Genomic DNA, 20,265 nt, shown 5'->3' with positions numbered 1-20,265 from the left:
CGGCGACGGCGCGGTGGGGCCGCGGAAGGTCAGTCGTGGGTGCTCATCACGTGCTTGATGCGGGTGTAGTCCTCGACGCTGTAGGCGGAGAGGTCCTTGCCGTAGCCGGAGTGCTTGAACCCGCCGTGCGGCATCTCCGCGACGAGCGGGATGTGGCAGTTGATCCACACCGCCCCGAAGTCCAGCGCGGCGGACAGGCGCTGGGTGCGCCCGTGGTCGCGGGTCCACACGCTCGCGGCGAGCCCATAGCGGACGTCGTTGGCCAGGGCGACGGCCTCGTCCTCGGTGGCGAAGGACTGCACCGTCAGAATCGGGCCGAACGTCTCGTCCTGCACGATGGGGTCGTGCTGGTCCACGCCGGTGACGATCGTCGGCTCGAAGAAGAAGCCCTTCTCGCCGGCGCGCGTGCCGCCGGTGACGATCGTCGCCGAGGCGGGCAGGGCGGCGATCTTGTCGGTGACGCGCTGGAAGTGCTGGGCGTTGTTGAGCGGGCCGTAGAAGGCGTCGGGGTCGTCGGGCCGGCCCGGTCGCAGCTGCTCGGCCTGCCGCGCCAGCGCGTCGACGAGATCGTCGTGGACGGACTCGTGGACCAGTACCCGGGTGGCGGCCGTGCAGTCCTGGCCACCGTTGAAGAAGGCGGCCGCCGCGACGGCCTCGGCGGTCTTGGCCACGTCGGCGTCGTCGAACACCAGGACGGGGGCCTTGCCGCCGAGTTCGAGGTGGGCGCGCTTGAGCTGCCGGGCCGCGGAGACCGCCACCTCGATGCCGGCGCGGACCGAGCCGGTGATCGACACCAGGCCGAGTGCGGGATGTTCGACGAGGGCGGCCCCGGTGGCGGCGTTGCCGAGCACGACGTTGAAGACACCGTCGGGCAGGATGCCCTGGGTCAGGCGGGCCAGCACCAGCGTGCTGTCCGGGGTGGTGTCGCTGGGCTTGAGCACGATCGTGTTGCCGGCGGCGAGCGCGGGACCGATCTTCCACAGCGCCATCATCAGCGGGTAGTTCCACGGCGTGACCTGGCCGACCACACCGATCGGCTCGCGCCGCACGTAGGAGGTGTGGCCCTCCATGTACTCACCGGCCGCCTTGCCCTCGAGCAGGCGGGCCGCGCCGGCGAAGAAGCGCAGCTGATCCGCGCCGACCTTGACCTCCTCGTCCGCGATCATGGACTTCGGCTGGCCGGTGTTGCGGCACTCGGCCTCGACGAGTTCGTCGCAGTGCTCCTCGAGGGCGTCGGCGAGCTTCAGCAGCGCCGCCTGGCGTTCCTTGGGGGTGGTCCTGCCCCAGCTCCGGAACGCGCGCTGCGCGGCCGCCACCGCGGCGTCGACGTCGGCGGCGGTCGACACCGGGATCGAGCCCACGAGGGACTCGTCGACCGGGTCGATCAGCGGCAGGGATTCCGTGGCCGTCGAGGGCACGAACGCGCCGTCGATGTAGTTCTCGCGGATGTCGGTCATGGGGGGTCCTCTCGGAAGCCTGCCCGGCCGGGTGGGAGGGGCAGGGATCTCTGGTGATCAGTGTGGGCCGCGCCGCGGGTGCCCGGCCAGGGGTCCGGCGGCGGGGTGGGAGCGCAAGCTCGGAAGCCGGCGGCGCCGCCGGAGGGGCGGCGCCGCCGCGACCGGAACGCTCACGTCGTCGTGAGCGCGTCGGGCGCCGCCACGGGCGCGCCGAAGGAGTCGTGAAAAATGGTGTAGAACAGGGTCTTCGGTGTCGAGGCGGCCGGGCCGCGAGGGTCGGTCAGTGTGCCGGGGCGCCGGCCACCGCGGCCGCGGCAGAGCGGGAGCCGAGGGCGTCGAGGATGCGCCGGGCCGTGTCCTCGCCCATGCGCACGGCTCCGTCGACGTGCTGGTAGCCCTCCGCGGCGAGGTCGGACGACGAGAAGAGGATCGGACCGACGGGGGTGAGCTGGTCCTTGCCGTAGCGGTGCAGGCCGCCGAGGTCGTAGCTCGCCGCGTAGGCTCCGCGGGTCCACTCCTCCGAGCCCCAGTCGGATTCGTAGTAGACGACCGGGCTCAGCGCCTTCTCGCCGAGGTAGCCGGCCATGGACGAGAGGATGGCGGCCTTGCGCTCCTCGGCGGGGAGTTCGAAGACGGCGTCGGCCTTCTCGTCCGCCACGAAGGCCACCAGGGTGCCGCGCGGATCCTCGAAGTTGGTGTTGTCGTAGATCTCCTGGACGAGTGCCCCGGCGCCGAAGCACGTGCCGGACAGGCCGTCCTCGCGCCAGAACGGCGTGTCGTACACGGCATGCACCTTGATGACGAGACCGAGGGACTGGTGCTGGTGCATCTGGTGCTGGCGGCGCGGCAGCGGCGGGACGTAGGAGATCCGGGAGTACAGGTTCGGCGGCACGGCCAGCACGGCGAACCGGGCATCGACGGTGACGCCGTCGGCCACCGCCCGCACGTGCCCGGGCGCGCCCGGTTCTTCGCCCTCGTACCAGTGCAGGGTCCGGACCGGGTTGCCGAGAAGGACGTCGTCGCCGAGCTTTTCGGCGAGCCGCTGCGACACCTGCTGCATGCCGCCCACGACGCGCTGGTCGAGGATGAAGTCCTCGTCCACGAGGTTGCTGAACGAGCCCGCGGAGGCCGCCATGAGGATCGCCTGCAGTGCGGAGAACGCGTGGGCCGGCTTGGTGAGCATCCCCCCCGCGATGAACAGCCCGATGTTGTTGCACGCCTCCTCGTCGTCGGAGTTGGCCCGCAACCAGTGGTGGAAGGAGACGGTGTCGAGTTCCCGCGCCCGCGGATGCGCCCACGGCTCCCGGGGGCCGATCTCGGCGGCGAGTTCGTCGAGCAGCGCGATCAGCTTGTCCATCTCGGCGCGGGTGTGCTCGGACGTGGGGAACATCTCGCCGCGGTACCGGACGGGCCGGCCCTCGGCGTCGAGGTAGATGTTCTCGCCCTCGCGGTAGCGGGAGAACGTGCGCAGGCCCAGTTCGTCGAGCAGCGCGATCAGGGCGGTCTGGTCGGGGGACACCCACTGACCGCCGATCTCGAGCATCGCTCCGTCGATCGTGTCGGTCCAGGTGCGGCCGCCGACGCGGTCGCGGGCTTCGAGGACGGCGACCCGCAGGCCCGCCTGCCGGAGGCGGTAGGCGGCGGTCAGGCCGGACGGGCCCGCCCCGACGACGACGACGTCACGCTCGATGGATTTCATGGGATTCCCCTTCGAGAAAATGAACGACATTCATATGTGTCGCATCACACTGTAACCTCATCGGGGCGCGAGGAGAAGACCTTCGCGGCAATTCGTGGCCGGAATCGTGAGGCGAAGGGGAGCGGCGTGGGAGAGGGGACGCATCGACGCGCCGGCCGGCCGTCGACGAAAGTGCTGTCTCGGCAGGCGATCACCGACGCGGCGCTCGACGTGATCGAGCAGGGCGGCTACGACGCCTTCACCGTCGCCAAGCTCGCCCGTGCCCTCGGTGTGGCCCCGTCCGCCCTGTACAACCACGTGAGCTCGAAGCAGGACGTCCTGCTGTGGGTGCAGGAGGACCTCATGACGAAGGTCGACGTGAGCGGCTTCGGCGCCGAGCCGTGGGCGGTGGCGACGCGGCGGTGGGCCCTGTCCTACCGGGACGTGTTCGCCCGGCACGCGCCGCTGGTCCCGGTGATCGCCGTGATGCCCGTCGCGGGCGCGCCCCGCACCCTGGCGGTGTACGAGGCGGTGGCGGCGGGCTTCGCGGAGGCCGGGTGGCCGATCGACACGATCGTGCCGGTCGTCGTCGCGCTGGAGTCGTTCATCTTCGGCTCCGCGCTCGACGCCAACGCACCGGCCGACATTTTCGACACCGCCGACCTCGCCGGCGACAGCCCGGCGTTCACCGCGGCGATCGACGCGTTCGCCGGATCGGGCGGCCACTACACCCCGGACGCCGGTTTCGACGCCGGACTCGACGCGATGATCGCCGGACTCGAGGCGCGCCTGGAGCTGCTCCGGAAGGACTGAGCCGCAAGAGGATACGGCTCGGTCCGGGACCGGCGGTGTGCCGTGATCCCGGACCGAGCCGGTATTCGATTGCCGGGGCGGGCGTCCCGCCCCGGGTCCTACAGCGCGATGTACTTGGTGTCGAGGTACTCCTCGATGCCCTCGGCTGCGCCTTCGCGGCCGAATCCGGACTCCTTGACGCCACCGAACGGGGCGGCGACGTCGGAGATGATGCCGCGGTTGACACCGACCATGCCGGTCTTCAGCGCGGACGCCACGCGCATCGCGCGGTCGAGGTCGCGGGTGTAGAAGTACGCGGCCAGGCCGTATTCGGTGGCGTTGGCGGCGGCGATCGCCTCGTCCTCGGTGTCGAAGACGGTGATCGCCGCGACCGGACCGAAGATCTCCTCCCGCAGCAGCCGCGCGTCGGCCGGGACCTCGTCGAGCACCGTCGGCGGGTAGAACGTGCCGGGTCCGGCGGGGATCTGCCCGCCGGTGCGGACCCGGGCACCGCGCTCGACGGCGTCGCGCACCAGTGCCTCGACCGCGGCGCGCTGCCGGGCGGTGATCAGCGGGCCGAGGTCGGTGCCGTCGTCGAGACCGTGGCCGGTGCGCAGCGCCGCGATGCGGGCGGTGAGCTTGTCGGTGAACTCGCCGGCGACGCTGCGGGCGACGTGGAAGCGGTTGGCGGCGGTGCAGGCCTCGCCGCCGTTGCGCATCTTCGCGGCCATCGCGCCGTCCACGGCGGCGTCGACCTCGGCGTCGGCGAACACCAGGAACGGGGCGTTGCCGCCGAGTTCCATCGAGGTGCGCAGCAGCCGGTCGGCGGACTGGCGGACCAGCAGCTTGCCGACGCCGGTGGAGCCGGTGAAGGTGATCTTGCGCAGCCGCGCGTCGGTGAGCAGCGGCCCGGTCAGCGCCGCGGCGTCGGTGGCGGGCAGGATCGACAGCACCCCGGCCGGCAGGCCGGCGTCGGCGAAGACCTGCCCGAGCAGCAGCATCGTCAGCGGGGTCTCGGCGGCCGGCTTGACCAGGATCGGGCAGCCCGCGGCCAGGGCCGGGCCGATCTTGCGGGTGGCCATCGCCAGCGGGAAGTTCCACGGGGTGATCGCCAGGACCGGCCCGACCGGTTCCTTGGTGACGAGGATGCGCCCGCTGCCGGCCGGGGCGGTGGCGGTGCGGCCGCCGATGCGCACGGCCTCCTCGGCGAACCAGCGCAGGAACTCGGCGCCGTAGTTCACCTCGCCGCGCGCCTCGGCGACGGTCTTGCCCATCTCGAGGGTGATGACGCGGGCGAAGTCGTCGGCGCGGGCGTGGACGAGGTCGAAGGCGGTGCGCAGGATCTCGCCGCGCACCCGGGGCGCGGTCGCGGCCCACTCGGCCTGCGCGGCGACGGCGAGGTCGAGGGCGCGCAGCCCGTCGTCGGCGGAGGCGTCGGCGACGTCGGCGAGCACCGCGCCGGTGGCGGGGTCCTCGACGGGGAACGTCGCGCCGGTGGACGAGTCGGTGAGCTTGCCGCCCAGCCAGAGCCGGGTCGGGACGCCCGCGGGGAGGGTGTGGGTCATCGGGTGGCTCCTGCCAGGGTCGGGCGCACGCCCGCGACATCGCGGACGGCGGCAGCGAGGACGTCGAGGCCGTCGGTGAGCAGCTCGTCGGAGATCACCAGCGGTGGCAGCAGGCGGACGACGTTGCCGTAGGTGCCGCAGGTGAGCACGATGACGCCCTGCTCGAGCGCCTTCGCGGCGATCGCCTTGGTGGCCTCCGGATTCGGCTCGCGCGTGCCGGGCTGCACGAACTCGACGGCGAGCATCGCGCCGCGGCCGCGGACCTCGCCGACGATGTCGACGTCCGCGGCGAGCGCCCGCAGCCGCTCGGTGGCGATCTGCTCGATGCGCCGGGCGCGGCCGCACAGGTCCAGCTGCTCGATCCGGTCCAGCGTGGCCAGCGCCGCGGCGCACGCGACGGGGTTGCCGCCGTAGGTGCCGCCGAGGCCGCCGCCGTGGACGGCGTCGATCAGCTCGGCGCGGCCGGTCACGGCGGCGAGCGGCATGCCGCCGGCGATGCCCTTGGCGAGGGTCATCAGGTCCGGCACGACGTTCTCGTCGTTGCTGGCGAACCAGTCGCCCGTGCGCGCGAAGCCGGTCTGCACCTCGTCGGCGACGAAGACGATGCCGTTGGCCTTCGCCCAGTCGACGAGGGTCGGCAGGAAACCCTTGGCCGGCACGATGAATCCGCCCTCGCCCTGGATGGGCTCGAGCACGATCGCGGCGACGTTGTGCGCACCGATCTGCTTGTCGATCTGCGCGATCGCGCGATGGGCGGCCTGCTCACCGGTGACCTCGGTGCCGTCGTAGTTGCGGCCCTCGCGGAACGGGTACGACGCCGGCACGCGGTGGATGTCCGGGGCGAACGGGCCGAAGCCCTCCTTGTAGGGCTGGTTCTTCGCGGTCAGCGCCATCGTCAGGTTGGTGCGGCCGTGGTAGGCGTGGTCGAAGACCACCACGGCGCTGCGACCGGTCGCGACCCGGGCGATCTTGACCGCGTTCTCCACCGCCTCCGCGCCGCTGTTGAACAGCACCGTGCGCTTGGCGTGGTCGCCGGGGGTCAGGGCCGCGAGCTTCTCGGCGACGGCGATGTAGCCCTCGTAGGGAGTGACCATGAAGCAGGTGTGCGTGAAGTGCGCGACCTGCTCCTGCACCGCCGCCACGACCGCCGGGTCCGAGGCGCCGACACTGGTGACCGCGATGCCGGAACCGAGGTCGATCAGGGCGTTGCCGTCGACGTCGACGACGATGCCGCCGTCGACGTCGGCGGCGTAGACCGGCACGGAGGAGGCCACACCCGCCCCGACGGCCGTGCGGCGACGCTCGGTCAGTGCCGCCGAGCGCGGGCCGGGCAGCGCGGTGACCAGGCGACGCTGCTGCGGAAGGCGGTATTCGATGCTCGTCATGGGGGACTTCCTCGGGCTCGGCGGCGTAGAGACGATTCGAGTATGGGAGCGTCCGCGGACCCGAGACAGGGCCGATTCGTACAACCCGGTGAATCGCACCGCGCCATTTCGTCGAGCGGCCTTACGATGGCCCCATGAGCGTCGGCATCGCCTGGCTGCTGCGGCAACCGGGACTGGGATTGACTCTGCGCGGCGGCCGGACCGGGAAGGAGCGGCCGATCGGCTTCGTCCAGCCCACCGAACTGCTGGACCCGCGGCCCTGGCTCTCCGGCGGGGAACTCGTCCTCACCACCGGCCTGGGACTGCAGCCGGAGGAGGGCGGTGACTACGTGCGCCGCCTCGCGGAGGCAGGCGTCGCCGCCCTGGGGTTCGGCACCGGGCTGTCGCACGAGCGGATCCCGCAGTCGGTGCTCGAGGCGGCCGACGCGGTGGGGCTGGCGCTGCTCGAGGTGCCGTACACGACGCCGTTCGCCGCCGTCAGCCGTGCCGTCACCGCCCGGCTCGCCGAACAGCAGTACGAGCTGGTGCGGCGCGCCGCCGACACCCAGGTGCGCATCACCCGCGCCGCGCTGCGCGGCGGCGTGGCCGCGATCGTGCGGGAACTGGCCGTCGCCACCAGCGCCGCCGTCGCCTACCTCGACGAGCGCAGCGGGGAGGTGGTCGCCCACCCCGAGGCCGCGGCGGAGCTGGCAGAGCAGATCTCGGAGCTGCGCCGGGACGGTGCCGGCTCGGTCACCACGAGCCGGCCCGGCCGGACGCTGACGGTGCAACCGGTCACGCACGCCGGCCTCGTCAGCGGACACCTGGCCGTGCAGGCCGACCGCCCGCTCGAGAACGTCGAGCTCGTCCTGATCGGCCACGCCGTCTCCCTCGTCACCCTCGAGCTGGACAAGCCGCGGCGGCTGCGCGCGGAGCGGAATGCGCTGGGCGCGAAGGCATTCGGCCTGCTCGTCGACGACGTCCTCGACTCCGGCGACGCCTTGGAGTATCTCGCCGACGCGGTCGGCGCCCGCAACCGCATCCGGATCCTGCGTCTGCACACCCCGGCCGCGGCCGACGTGCGGCGCGTGCTGGACACCGGTCTCGGCGCCCGGCAGCGCCCGCTGTACGCGCGCAGCGGCGACGAGGCGCTCACCGTGCTGCTGCGCGGTGAGGACACGCTGTCCGACGTGGCGGCGCTACTGGCGGACCTCGCCCCGTCGCAGGCGCGCACCCTCCGCGCCGGGCTCAGCGCCGCGCACCGGCTCGCCGACACCCGCCGCGCCGTCGAGCAGGCCGAACACGCCGTGGCCGCGGCGGACGCGGCCCACCGCCTCGTCGAGTTCGACGCCACGCACGGAACCGCCCTGCTCGCCTCCCCGGCGGTGCGGGCCGTACTCGAATCCGTGGCTGCGTCCACTGTTTCCGCTCTCGCCGACTACGACCGCGGCCGGGGGACCAGGCTCGTCGCGTCGTTGCGGGCGTTCCTCGAGGCGAACGGGCAGTGGGAGGCGGCGGCCGCGGCTCTGGAGGTGCACCGGCACACCCTGCGCAGCCGGATCACCAAGGCGGAGCAGGTGCTCGGCGTCGACCTCGGCGACGCCCGCGTCCGGGCCGAGCTGCTGCTCGCCCTGCTGATCGGGGAACCGGCGCCCTAGGTAGCTGGAAACGGCGTAGTGCTGCAGTCGTAGTCGGCCCTTCACGCTGCGGGCGAGTTCGTCCAGCCGGCCGGAATGCCGTCGGAACCGGCGCGGCACCCTTCCCGGGGAGAGCCCGAGTGGTCTTCGCGGGGCGACTTCGGCCGGGAACAGGAAAGTATGGTTGAGTGTTCAACTATATGATTGAGTAATCAACTATATGACGAGCGTCGCGCCCTTCCGCTGGGAGGGGCGTGACCGAAACCGACCGTACGGAGGATCATGGCTAGCAGTTCGACCGAGCACAGCGGCTCCATCGGGACCGTGTCCCAGAAGGGCATCCCCGACGAGGTGGACGTGGCGATCGTCGGGTCCGGCGGCGCAGGCCTGATGGCGGCGCTCACCGCCGCCAAGGAGGGGGCACGAGTCCTCGTGGTCGAGTCCCGGGAGATCGTCGGGGGCGCCACCGGGATCTCGGCGGGTGCCGCCTGGATCCCCAATCACGGCTTCTCGACCAAGGATCTGAAAGTGCACGACGACCTGGACCAGGCGCGACGGTACATCTACGGCCAAGGTCGCGACCGGATCCTCGACCACGACCTGGTGGAGAAGTTCCTGGAGACCGGACCGCACGTCGCCCGGTTCATCGAAGAGCACACCTCCTTCGGGTGGATCCCGACGATCTGGCCGGACTACCGCTCCGACATCGACGGCGCGTCCGTCGGTCGGGCACTGTTCCCCGGCCCGTACTCCCCGGAGGGACTCGGGGAGAACGCGAAGTACGTGCGACCGGCCCTGACTACGGGCATGGCCAAGAACCCGCTCCCGTTCTGGTTGCTGGGCGGGATCGGCATCGATGACGTCTGGCTCGCCGGACCGGCCTTGATCGGAGCACTGCTCGAGGCGGGGCTGCGCAACGGCGTCGACGTTCGCGTCGAGACGCCCGCGACCCGGCTTGTCACCGACGAATCGGGGGTGCGGGGGATCGTCGTGCGGGCCGACGGCGCCGAGCACACGGTGCGTGCCACCCGGGGGGTCCTGCTGGCCAGCGGCGGGTTCGAGAGCTCGACCGAGATCACCACGACCTACCTCGACGCGCCCTTCGGCGTGCAGGTCTCCCCCCAGGGCCACGACGGCATCGCGGTGCAGCTGGCGCAGGAGGTGGGCGCTGATCTGACCGGCATGGAGGACGCCTGGTGGATGCCCGGCGTGCAGCTGCCCGGTGAAGAGCTGGAGGGCCGCCCGCTCAGTCGTGTGTTCCTGGGCGAGCGAGCGCTGCCGCACAGCATCATGGTCAACAGCAAGGGTGAGCGCTTCGCGAACGAGGCCCTGGCCTACGACCAGTTCGGGCAGATCATGCGCGAGGTCGACCCGGAGACGGGCACCATGCCCAATGCCACGGCCTGGCTGATCTTCGACCACAACTACTGGACGAAGTTCGGGATCTTCGGCGTCACGCCGGGCGCAGAGGTGCCCGACTACCTCCACCGCGCCGACACCCTGTCGGAGCTGGCGAACAAGATCGGGGTCGACGAGGTGGGGCTGCTCCGCACAGTCGACCGGTTCAACCCCGAGGCCGCCCGAGCTCGCGACCCGCAGTTCCACCGCGGGGACACCTTGTTCGACCGCTACTTCGGCGCCTACTATCCCCGGCTGGGCAAGAACTCGCCCGACGCGCGGTTCCCCGCCGCCACCGCAAAGGCGCGGATGCGCATCGCCGCGGCGATCGGTCCGATCGTGAGCAAGCTCGCCGGACGGGTGGCGAAGAGGAACGACCCCGAACGCGTGCGTTCCCTCGTGGTCGGACCCCTGGCGAAGATCATCCGACCCATGCTGAAGAGCCCGAAGTCGAGCGTGCTGGGACCGGTCGACACCGCGCCGTACTACGCGCTCGAGGTCCAGGCCAGCGCGCTCGGCACCGTGGGCGGCCCGAAGACCGACGCACTCGGACGCGCGCTGAACACCGAAGGCAAGGTCATTCCAGGCCTGTACGCCGCCGGCAACGCAGGAGGCGCACCCACGAAGGGCTTCTACGGAGGTGCCGGGGGGACGATCTCGCTCGGGCTGGTGTTCGGTTACCTCGCGGGACGGGAAGCAGCCAAGCGGCAGGATGACGCGTAAGCATCTCGTCGGTGCCCTCGACCGTCGGCACGGCGGTCGAGGGCACCCTCCGAGCACCGGCCTTCGCCGCAGGTGACCGAGCGCGAAGACAATGCATCGACCACGCCATAGCACCATGCCGCACACAGGGTCCCGTCCCTGCGAGGCACGCGCTCAACGGTCGAGCAGGCGCAGTTCCCCGGCGATAACGGCCAGCCGTGCGGTGTCCACCGCGTCCTCGCCGCGGAGCCGGTCGAGGAGTCGCACGAGACGGTGCGTGCGACCGGTCGGGTCCGCGGCACTCCCGTCGAGCGCGGTGACGACGAGCGCGTCGAGGCGGTCGGAGATCTCGTCGCGCAGTGCCGCCGCGCCCATGGCCTCCCAGTAGGAGCCGCGGACGCGGGTGGCGAAACCTTCGAGCAGCCAACGGAGGTGAAGGCTGTCGATCAGTGCGTCCCGGGCCGCGGCGACACGGGCGGGGTCGGTGCCCAGGCGCAGCGCCACCGCGGCGTTCGCGAACGCGCCGCGGCAGGCCTCGGCCGACGGCCGGTCGCCGAGTGCGGCGGCGACGGGCGCGGCGAAGAGCGCCACGAGAGCCTCCGGTGTGTCCGCGTCGTCGCACGCACCCGCGAGCACGTCGCGGAGCGTCCGGCGGGCGGTGTGGCGCAGCAACCACGCCATCTCGGCCTCGACGACGCGCGCGAGCGCGCTCAGCTCCGCCAGCGTGCTGCGGGCATCGGAGCCCGCCGCGAGGATCCGGGTTCGGATGTCCTCGGTGTGCAGCACGCGGCTGACCACCACGTAAGCGCGCGCCGAGTCCGCGGTGGCGGCGCCGAACCGTTCCTCGAACCGGTACAGCGCTCCCGGGCCGAGACGGTTGACGAGCTCGTCCGCGAGCGACGCGACGACGATCTCCCGGCGCAGCGGATGCTCGGCCACGCCGCTTCCGGCGCGGGCCAGGATCTCGGCGGGGAAGTAGTTCTCGGCCCACGGGGTGCAGGCCGGGGAGTCCGGCAGCGACGACGCGGCCAGCTCGCTCGCGACGACGTTCTTCGACTGCGCCAGCAGCACAGCGAGTTCCGGTCGCAGCAGGCCCGTTCCCGCCCGGCTCCGCTCCCGGATCTCCGCCGTCGGGGGCAGGCCGTCGCCGTCGCGGGCGATCCGGCCGGCCCGCACCAGATCCTCGATCAGCCGCTCGTGCTGGGTGAGCAGCGCCGGGGCGTCGTGCTCGCTGCAACCCAGGGCGAGCACCTGATCCCGGGACGCCGTGAGCACGGCCTCGGCCACGTCGTCGGTCACCGCGGCGAGCAGCGTCTCCCGCTGTCCGGGCGCCAGCGTTCCGGCCGCGACCGCGCGATCGACTGCGATCTTGATGTTGACCTCCCGGTCGGAGGTGGCGACGCCGGCGGCGTTGTCGATGAAGTCGCCGTCGCAGCGGCCGCCGTGGCGCGCGTACTCGACACGTGCGGCGCGGGTGAAGCCGAGATTGCCGCCTTCGCCGACGATGCGCGCACGCACCTCGCAGGCGTCGACCCGGACCCGGTCGTTGGCGGGATCGGCGGCGTCGCCGTGCGTCTCGTCGGAGGCCTTCACGTACGTGCCGACACCGCCGTTCCACAGCAGCTCCACGGGCGCGCGGAGCACGGCCTTGATCAGTTCGTCGGGCGTCAGGGTCTCGGCGTCGATCCCGAGGGCCGCGCGGGCGGCCGCGGACAGCGGCACGGCCTTGGCGGTGCGCGGCCACACGCCGCCACCCGCGGAGATCGCCGCGGGGTCGTAGTCGGCCCAGGACGAGCGCGGCAGCGCGAACAGACGCGCGCGCTCGCGGTGGGAGGCGTCGGGATCCGGGTCGGGGTCGAGGAAGATGTGCCGGTGGTCGAAGGCCGCGACGAGGCGGATGCGGTCGCTGAGCAGCATGCCGTTGCCGAAGACGTCACCCGACATGTCGCCGATGCCCGCGACGGTGAAGGTCTGCGTGTCGACGTCGTGACCGAGTTCGGCGAAGCGGTGCCGCACGGCCACCCACGCGCCGCGGGCGGTGATGCCCATCGCCTTGTGGTCGTAGCCGGCCGAGCCGCCCGAGGCGAAGGCGTCGCCGAGCCAGTAACCGTATTCGGCGGCAACGGCGTTCGCCGTGTCGGACATGCGGGCGGTGCCCTTGTCGGCGGCGACCACCAGGTAGGCGTCCGCGCCGTCGTAGGCGACGGTGTCGGTCGGGGTGGTCGGCGCTCCGTCGACGACGTTGTCGACGACGTCGAGCAGGCCGCGGATGAAAGTGGTGTATGCGGTGGTGAGGTCCGCGGTGGATCCGGGGCGGATCACGAAGGCGCCCTTGGCGCCGCCCGGGACGATGGGTGCGTTCTTGACGGCCTGGGTCGCCATCAGTCCGAGGACCTCCGTGCGGTAGTCCTCCGGGCGTTCGGAGAACCGCAGCCCGCCCCGCGCGACGAGCTCGGCCCGCACGTGCACGCCCTCGACGTCGCGGGAGTGGACGTAGATCTCCCGCAGCGGCACGATCGCCCCGCCGACGGTCAGTGCGGACGGATCGAGCTTGAACGACGCGTACGGTTTGGTGCCCCTGCTCTGGAACCAGTTGGTACGCAGGGTCGCGTCGACGAACGAGCGCAGCCCTCGCAGGGTCCGGTCGAGGTCGAAGGTCGCGGCGCGATCGATGTGGCCGGCCACCGCCGAGGCCGCGGCGGCGACGGCGGCTTCCCGGTCGGGCAGCCCGGGCCGGAACCGGGCGTCGAACAGTGCGGCGAGGGCCGCGGCGTAGCCGGAGGTGGCCGTCAGGCAGCCGAGCATGTACGTCGGCGACAGGCCGATGCCGGCCTGCGCCAGGAACCGGACGGCTGCCCGGATCAGGTCGACCCACCTCCACGAAATACCCTCCTGCAGAACGAGTATCGAGAAGTCGTCGATGTCGGTGCGACCCTCGGCGCCCGCGACGAACGCCTCCGCGATCAGGTCGAGCACCCCGGCATCCGGAGCGGCGGTTCCGGACGGCGCAATCATGAAGTGGTGCGCCCCCGGCTCGTCCAGCGGCCGGTGGTCGCTCACGTGAAGACCGAAGCGCCGCAGGACGTCGACGACGTCGGTGAGGGTGAACCGGTGGTTCGGCCACGAGGCGAGGCAGCCGAGCGGACTGCCGTCGGCGGAGTCGAGGAAACGTAGCGTCGTCGTGTGCTGGGACAGGGAGGGGGCGCTCACGTGGGGTCCTTTCCGGGGCTGCGGCGATGGGGCGAGTCTGCCGCCTCTGCCTCCGGTAAGGCAGGGCCGAAGTGGAGCGGTCGGAGCGCCGCGAATCGCCGATTCGGAGTGGAGGCTGATCCGCTCGAGGCTGCGGGTGACCTGTGTATATCCGTCGGCGTCGGCGAACTGTACGCCGCGCCGGTGGGCGAGGGCCGGGCCGAGAAGATCTCTGCGGGGAGCTTCTCGGCCCGGGGCCTTTCTCACCGGTTCATGGATTGGACCGGTTTGCCGTCGTACGCGGCCTCACGAGGGTCAGGGCTCCTGGTGACGCGAGTCGTTCGGCTTCGTGGCCGACGGACGCCATCGGCGTAGCCCGGTGCCGGACTCGTAGGCCTGTGACGTGGGACAGGTGACGAGTTCGATGGTGCTACCCCAGGGCGTTCGGGCGTACAGATAATGGTTTCCCCGTCCCGCGTCGCCGCCGGGCAGCTCTGTCGGCGGGCTCATCAGCTGACCTCTTTCAGGATTACTTGGCGGGAGTCGCCGGCGTCGCCGCGGGTTCGTGCAATCGCCGAGCGGAGGAGATCGAGCGCCATGCGCCGGCGGTGTGCGCTCCGTCGGCGTCGAGGTGCCGCATCGACACGTCCGGCCATGCGGTCAACAGTTTCGGATTCGGAGAGTCCGGAAGTGTCCGCATGAGAGCCGAGTCGAGGTCGGGCACTGCGTCGGTCAACAGGTGGCGTGGAACGGAGAGGAGTGTTCTTGATCCAGGTCCCGGCACTGAGGCACTCGGCGGGGCCTACGCCGTCCCACAGGGCAGCGGTGCCGGAAGCGTTTTCGGCGCCCCGACTGCACTGTTCCAGGACCTCCGTTCCAGGGCGGACGATGAGGACCGCGACGTACTCACCTGGGGTGCGACGAAGTTCGGCGGCGCGTCGGTATCCGCTCATCGAGCCGACGCTGCATCCGACCACCAGTGGTCGCCATCGTCCGATGATGTCCGGCCGGGTGTTGACACTCCGAGTGTTGTGGAACACAATCTGAGCGCAGTTGACATGACTGTCACGTCATACTGCATGTCCGACGCGTTTCACTGTCCAGAGGAGATATCGATGACCGCCGCCGTTCCTGACATGCGTGAACTCGGACGAAAGGTACGGAATTGGGGGCGGTGGGGCGCCGACGACGAGCGCGGCACGACCAACCTCATCACCCCCGAGCGGGTCAGGGACGCGGCACGGCTGATCCGAACCGGACAGATCTTCGAACTGGGCATCCCGCTCGACGGCAACGGTCCGCAGCCGGGCGGAAGCCGGATCAACCCGATCCGTCTGATGTCCGAAAACGGGCAGGAGCAGGTGTTGCCGGGCGGTTTCAAGTGGGCCGACGACTACGTCTTCATGCCGCTGCAAGCCGGGTCGCAGTACGACTCCCTCGCGCACGTCCACTACGACGAGCAGCTGTACAACGGGCATCCCGGCGACGGCGTCACCGTCAAGGGCGCCGACAAGTGCGGCATCCACACCCAGGCCAAGGGCATCGCGGGCCGCGGCATGCTCCTCGACGTCGCCCGGCATCGGGGTCTCCCATGGCTCGAGTCGGGAACCGCGATCACACCCGAGGAACTCGATGCCGTCGTGGAAGCGCAGGGCGTCGAGGTCGGGCCGGGCGACATCCTCCTGATCCGAACCGGTTGGCACGCCAAGTTTCTCGCGGAGTCTGATTCGGCCGCGTACATGGCGGGAGAGCCGGGGCTGAGCCTGTCGTGCGCACAGTGGCTGCGCGACCGGGACGTGGCGGTCGTAGGTGCCGACAACTGGGCCGTCGAGGTGATACCCGGGGAGAACCCGGGCGCCCTCTTCGAACTGCACATGGTGCTGATCCGAGACATGGGCATGACGCTCGCCGAGATGCTCGACTTCGAAGAACTCTCGAAGGCATGCGCCGCCGACGGCATCTACGACTTCTTCTACACGGGGCCGCCGTTGCAGTTCACCCGGGCAGTCGGTTCCCCGATCAACCCTCTCGCCATCCGTTGACACGACCGGCAGCCGGATTCCTCCCGCTCGGCCGAACCGACCCGATACCGCCCATTTCATCACGCCAAGGAGAACCGAATGCTGCTCAGCGACATCGTCGAGTACAGCGCACGCAAGCATCCCGATCGAATCGCCCTGCGCTTCGAAGACGAGACGGTCGGCTACGGCCAGCTGCGCGACCGCAGCCGCCGCCTCGCGAACGCACTCCTCGGCGTCGCGGACCCCGGCGACCGCGTCGCGATCCTCTCCACGAACCGCACCGAGTACTTCGACTGCTACTACGGCGTGCCCATGGCGGGCATGGCGTTGACGATCCTGAACTTCCGGCTGCATCCCGAGCAGATCGCGGCGCTCGTCGAGCACTCGGGCGCCGCGGTCCTCGTAGTCTCCGAGGACTTCGCCGAGATGGTCGCGAGTATCCGCGACCGGATCACGTCGGTGCATACCGTCGTCGTGATCGGCGACGCCGACGCCGATGCGGCGTTCTTGTCATGGGACGCGTTCGTCGCCGGCGCGCCCGCGACGGAACCGAAGGTACGTCCGCGTCCTGACGACATCGCATGGATCGTCTACACCAGCGGCACGACCGGGGTGCCGAAGGGTGTGATGCTCAGCCACCGCAACCTCCTCACCGGCATAACCTCCTCGGCCCTCCAGTGGGCGTTGCCGGAGGACACCGTCTTCCTGTTCTGCTTCCCGCTCTGCCACGTCGGCGGTTACGTGACGCTCCTGAACCACCTGATGGGTGCCACGGTCGGGATCATCCGCGCCTACGACAATGCCACCTTCCTCCGGCTGGTCCAGCAGTGGAAGGTCACCCAGACCGGCCTGGCGCCCACGATGATCAACTTCCTGCTGCAGGATCCGGCGCTCGACGCGCACGACCTCGGCACGCTGGAGGCGATCGGGTACGGTTCGTCGGCGATTCCCGCTCCCGTACTGCGGGAGGGACTCGACCGCCTCGGTTGTGACTTCTATCAGGGTATGGGCATGACCGAGCTGGCCGGAAATGTGCTGCACCTCGACCAGCAGGCGCATCGGCGCGCCGCGAACGGGGAGTCCAACCTCCTTGCGGCAGCCGGAAAGCCGATGCGTTTGGCGGATATTCGAATCGTGGACGACGAGCTTCGGGACGTTCCGGTCGGAGAGATCGGCGAAATGGTCGTCCGTGGCGACCAGGTGATGGCCGGCTACTGGAACGACACCGACACGACGGACGCCGCGTTCACCGACGGCTGGTTCCACACCGGTGATCTGGTGCGACGGGACGCCGAAGGATTCGTCTACATCGTGGACCGCAAGAAGGACCTGATCATCAGTGGTGGCGAGAACATCGCTTCTCTCACGGTGGAACAGGCCCTGTACAGTCATCCGGCGGTGGCCGAGGCGGCCGCGATCGGCGTCAAGGACGAGACGTGGGGCGAAATCGTCTGCGCCATTGTTGCTCTGCGCTCCGGCTCCACCGCTACCGCGGACGAGATCATCGCGACGTGCCGAGAGCACCTCGGCGGATTCCAGGTGCCGAGGCGCGTCGAATTCGTCGACGCCCTCCCGAAGAACGTCAGCGGCAAGATCCTCAAGCGCGATCTTCGCGAGCGCTTCGCCACCCGAACACTCGTCTAGCACAAGCCTCCCAGTCCGGCCCGCCGCCCCGAGCCACACTTCTGTCCTGCCCTGCCCACCTCTCGACACACGGAGCGACCATGAAACGTACTCTTGCCGTGGGCCTTACTGCCCTGTGCACCACCGCCGCCCTGGCAGCCTGTTCCGGCCGGGACACCGCCACTTCGGCGGGTGACTGCGATCCCGGAATCACCGACACCGAGATCCGCTTCGGAACAAGCCTCATGCAGTCCGTCGCGGGACCTCAAGCGGTCGCCGCAACCGCGCTGTTCGACGAGATCAACGCCGCGGGCGGGGTCACCATGGGTGACGGGAAGACCCGCAAGATCGAGTACATCGCGATGGACGACGGATACGACCCTGCACGCACCGTCGGCAACGTCCGCTCACTGGTCGAACAGGAACAGGTCTTCGCGATCCAGAATCTGATCGGCACCGCCTCGACGCTCGCCGTCGTGGACTACCTGACGCAGAAGAACGTGCCGCTCGTGTTCCCGATGACCGGCACCGACGAACTGCTGGCCACGCACGAGCAGCGCCCTGTCGTGGCCGGAGCGGTGAACCCGCAGACACGATGGGAGGTCTCGGAGCGTGCCGAGATCATCCTGCGCGACCATCCACAGGCGAAGATCGCGGTGCTGTACCCGAACGACAGCCTCGGCAACGGAAGCCTCGACGCCCTGAAGTCCGCACTCGACGGCAGCGGTACCGCGGTCGTCGCACAGCAGGCCTACGAGCAGACGACGCCGTCCGTCGACTCGCAGGTGGTCAACCTCGCGAACTCCGGCGCCGACGTCTTCGTCAACTTTGCGACGGCGAGCTTCGTGACCCAGTCGCTGAAGAAGGCGCACGAACTCGGATGGAAACCCGACACCTACATCTACTCGGGCGCCACCGACACCAACTTCGTCCTCGCCCCCGCCGGTCCGGACGCCGCCGAGGGCGTCCACTCCTTCTACTGGATCTACGACGTCAGCAGCACCGATCACGACGCCAAGCCCGGTGTGCAGAAATGGCGGGAATTCGCCGAACGCAACCCCGGGAAGATCAAGACCACCGACACCATCGCGGCGACCGGCTACAACACCGCCCAGCTGCTGGTGACCGCCCTGAAGCAGATGGACGGCTGCACGCGGGCCGACCTGCTCGACGCGGTGCAGAACATGCGGGGTGTGACCACCGACCTCGCGATCGAGGGAATCACCTTCGACACCACGCCGGACTATCCCTACGCGATCACCTCGATGGCGCCGATGACATTCCGCGACGGCAGGTGGCACTACGACGCTGCGGTCACCCGCAGCACCGAGCGATGACGTCCGTACCGGACGCCGGCGACGACGGCGCGGTTCCCGCCCTGGTCGTGGAGGAGGTCCGGCTCCGGTTCGGCGGCGTCGTCGCGCTCGACGGTCCCTCGTTCACGATCGAGCCCGGTCACATCGTCGGGTTGATCGGTCCGAACGGGGCGGGAAAGACGACACTGTTCAACTGCATCAGCAGGCTGTACCAGCCGGAATCGGGACGAATCGCCTTCGGGGACAAGGATCTGCTGTCGCTGTCGGCGGACGGGGTCGCGGATGTCGGTATCGCCCGAACGTTCCAGAACATCGGGTTGTTCCCCACGATGTCGGTTGTGGACAACGTGCTGACCGGTGCGTACTCGCGTACCCGGACCGGGTTTCTCGGGGCCGCGCTGGGTCTGCCGATGACCGGACGTGAAGAGCGACGCGAGCGCGACGAGGCATGGGCACTGCTCGAGTCGATGAACCTCGCCCGGGTCGGTCGCGAACCGGCGGGCACCCTTCCGTACGGGACGCTGAAACGGATCGAACTCGCGCGGGCGCTGATGCAGCGTCCGAAGTTGCTGATGCTGGACGAACCCGCGAACGGGCTCATCCACGAGGAGGTGCTCGAACTCGCCGAGACCGTCCGGCAACTGCGTGACGAACGAGGATTCTCGGTGCTGCTGGTCGAGCACCACATGGCGATGGTGATGTCGATCTCGGACCGCGTCGTCGTGCTGAACTTCGGGCAGAAGATCACGGAGGGGCTTCCGGCCGACGTGGCCGCGCACCCCGAGGTCGTCGAGGCGTACCTGGGGGGTGCGGCGTGAGCCTGCTGAGCGTCGAGGGGCTTTTCGCCTGGTACGGAAGTGCAGAAGTTCTGCACGGCATCGAATTTCAAGCCGAGAAGGGCGCGGTGACGGTGGTGCTCGGCGCGAACGGTGCCGGCAAGACCACCATCCTGCGGGCGCTGTGCGGCATGGTCCGCACTCGTGGCCGGATCGAATTCGACGGCCGGGACATCGCAGGCATGCGCACCGACAGGATCGCGCGTCTCGGGATCGCGCACGTTCCGCAGGGCCGCGGCACCTTCGGCGACCTGACGGTCGAGGAGAACCTCCGCATCGGAGGGTACGCGGCCGCCGTCGCCGACACCGACCGGGCGATCGAGCAGTGGTACGACTTCTTCCCCCGGCTGCGGGAGCGGCGTCGGCAGCAGGCCGGCGGACTCAGTGGCGGCGAGCAGCAGATGCTCGCCATCGCCCGGGCCCTCGTCGCCGCACCACGGCTGCTGCTGCTCGACGAGCCGTCCCTCGGCCTGGCCCCCCGCATCACCCAGGAGGTGTTCCGTGCGCTGAGCCGCATCAATGCGGAGACGGGGACGACAATTCTCGTCGTCGAGCAGAACGCGCACCTGGCCCTCGACATCGGGTCGTCCGCGGTGCTCGTCGACGCCGGTCGCGTCGTCGCCCAGCGTCCCGCCGCCGGTCTCGCACACGACGAGTCGGTGCGACGCGCCTACCTCGGCTACTGAG

General features: G+C 70.3%; 13 protein-coding genes. 8 read left to right on the top strand and 5 right to left on the bottom strand.

The window, feature by feature from the left end:
- Positions 1-29: 29 nt before the first annotated feature.
- Positions 30-1,457 (bottom strand): gamma-aminobutyraldehyde dehydrogenase, encoded by a 1,428-nt coding sequence (locus tag KZJ41_RS23425; protein ID WP_006935190.1) that lies wholly within the window; start codon positions 1,455-1,457, stop codon positions 30-32.
- 280 nt (positions 1,458-1,737) lie between these two features.
- Positions 1,738-3,156 carry an NAD(P)/FAD-dependent oxidoreductase gene (locus tag KZJ41_RS23420; protein WP_006935191.1) on the bottom strand — a complete coding sequence of 473 codons (1,419 nt, stop codon included), beginning with the start codon at positions 3,154-3,156 and terminating at the stop codon, positions 1,738-1,740.
- 126 nt (positions 3,157-3,282) lie between these two features.
- Here KZJ41_RS23420 and KZJ41_RS23415 point away from each other — a divergent pair, with 126 nt between their 5' ends.
- On the top strand, positions 3,283-3,948 hold the full coding sequence (locus tag KZJ41_RS23415; protein ID WP_251549703.1) for a TetR/AcrR family transcriptional regulator: 666 nt from the start codon (positions 3,283-3,285) through the stop codon (positions 3,946-3,948).
- A 98-nt stretch (positions 3,949-4,046) separates the two neighbouring features.
- Here the strand turns inward: KZJ41_RS23415 and KZJ41_RS23410 are convergent, their stop codons facing one another.
- The gene (locus KZJ41_RS23410) at positions 4,047-5,492 is read right to left on the bottom strand and encodes an NAD-dependent succinate-semialdehyde dehydrogenase (RefSeq protein WP_251549701.1); all 1,446 of its coding nucleotides are present in this window, start codon (positions 5,490-5,492) and stop codon (positions 4,047-4,049) included.
- Positions 5,489-6,877: a 4-aminobutyrate--2-oxoglutarate transaminase gene (gene gabT, locus KZJ41_RS23405; RefSeq protein WP_050035862.1), complete on the bottom strand. Its 1,389-nt coding sequence runs from the start codon at positions 6,875-6,877 to the stop codon at positions 5,489-5,491. The genes KZJ41_RS23410 and gabT overlap by 4 nt, the downstream gene beginning before the upstream one ends.
- Before the next feature lie 134 nt (positions 6,878-7,011).
- Between gabT and KZJ41_RS23400 the strand changes: the two genes are divergently transcribed.
- Both KZJ41_RS23400 and KZJ41_RS23395 read left to right on the top strand, forming a co-directional pair.
- Entirely contained in the window at positions 7,012-8,514 is a 1,503-nt protein-coding gene (locus KZJ41_RS23400) for a PucR family transcriptional regulator (protein WP_251549699.1), read from the top strand.
- Between the two features lie 261 nt (positions 8,515-8,775).
- Positions 8,776-10,614: an FAD-dependent oxidoreductase gene (locus KZJ41_RS23395; RefSeq protein WP_029545878.1), complete on the top strand. Its 1,839-nt coding sequence runs from the start codon at positions 8,776-8,778 to the stop codon at positions 10,612-10,614.
- Between the two features lie 153 nt (positions 10,615-10,767).
- Here KZJ41_RS23395 and KZJ41_RS23390 read toward each other — a convergent pair whose 3' ends face one another.
- Positions 10,768-13,803 (bottom strand): NAD-glutamate dehydrogenase domain-containing protein, encoded by a 3,036-nt coding sequence (locus KZJ41_RS23390; protein WP_251549697.1) that lies wholly within the window; start codon positions 13,801-13,803, stop codon positions 10,768-10,770.
- A 1,094-nt stretch (positions 13,804-14,897) separates the two neighbouring features.
- On the opposite strand from KZJ41_RS23390, the gene KZJ41_RS23385 reads away from it, so the two are divergent.
- From KZJ41_RS23385 to KZJ41_RS23365, 5 genes are all read left to right on the top strand, one after another.
- The gene (locus tag KZJ41_RS23385; RefSeq protein ID WP_251549696.1) at positions 14,898-15,824 is read left to right on the top strand and encodes a cyclase family protein; all 927 of its coding nucleotides are present in this window, start codon (positions 14,898-14,900) and stop codon (positions 15,822-15,824) included.
- A gap of 78 nt (positions 15,825-15,902) precedes the next feature.
- The gene (locus tag KZJ41_RS23380) at positions 15,903-17,447 is read left to right on the top strand and encodes a long-chain-fatty-acid--CoA ligase (protein ID WP_006935202.1); all 1,545 of its coding nucleotides are present in this window, start codon (positions 15,903-15,905) and stop codon (positions 17,445-17,447) included.
- An 80-nt stretch (positions 17,448-17,527) separates the two neighbouring features.
- The gene (locus tag KZJ41_RS23375) at positions 17,528-18,763 is read left to right on the top strand and encodes an ABC transporter substrate-binding protein (RefSeq protein WP_050035855.1); all 1,236 of its coding nucleotides are present in this window, start codon (positions 17,528-17,530) and stop codon (positions 18,761-18,763) included.
- Complete coding sequence (locus KZJ41_RS23370) at positions 18,760-19,560, top strand: ABC transporter ATP-binding protein (protein WP_006935204.1); 801 nt, start codon at positions 18,760-18,762, stop codon at positions 19,558-19,560. Before KZJ41_RS23375 ends, KZJ41_RS23370 begins: the two co-directional genes overlap by 4 nt.
- Positions 19,557-20,264, top strand: coding sequence for an ABC transporter ATP-binding protein (locus KZJ41_RS23365; RefSeq protein ID WP_251549694.1), 708 nt, complete (start codon positions 19,557-19,559; stop codon positions 20,262-20,264). The genes KZJ41_RS23370 and KZJ41_RS23365 overlap by 4 nt, the downstream gene beginning before the upstream one ends.
- Position 20,265 lies beyond the last annotated feature (1 nt).

The sequence above is a fragment of the Rhodococcus sp. 11-3 genome, assembly GCF_023704055.1.
Taxonomy (GTDB): Bacteria; Actinomycetota; Actinomycetes; order Mycobacteriales; family Mycobacteriaceae; genus Rhodococcus; species Rhodococcus aetherivorans.
The sequence above is the reverse complement of the archived record's forward strand: the minus strand, read 5'-3'. Positions and strand labels throughout refer to the sequence as shown.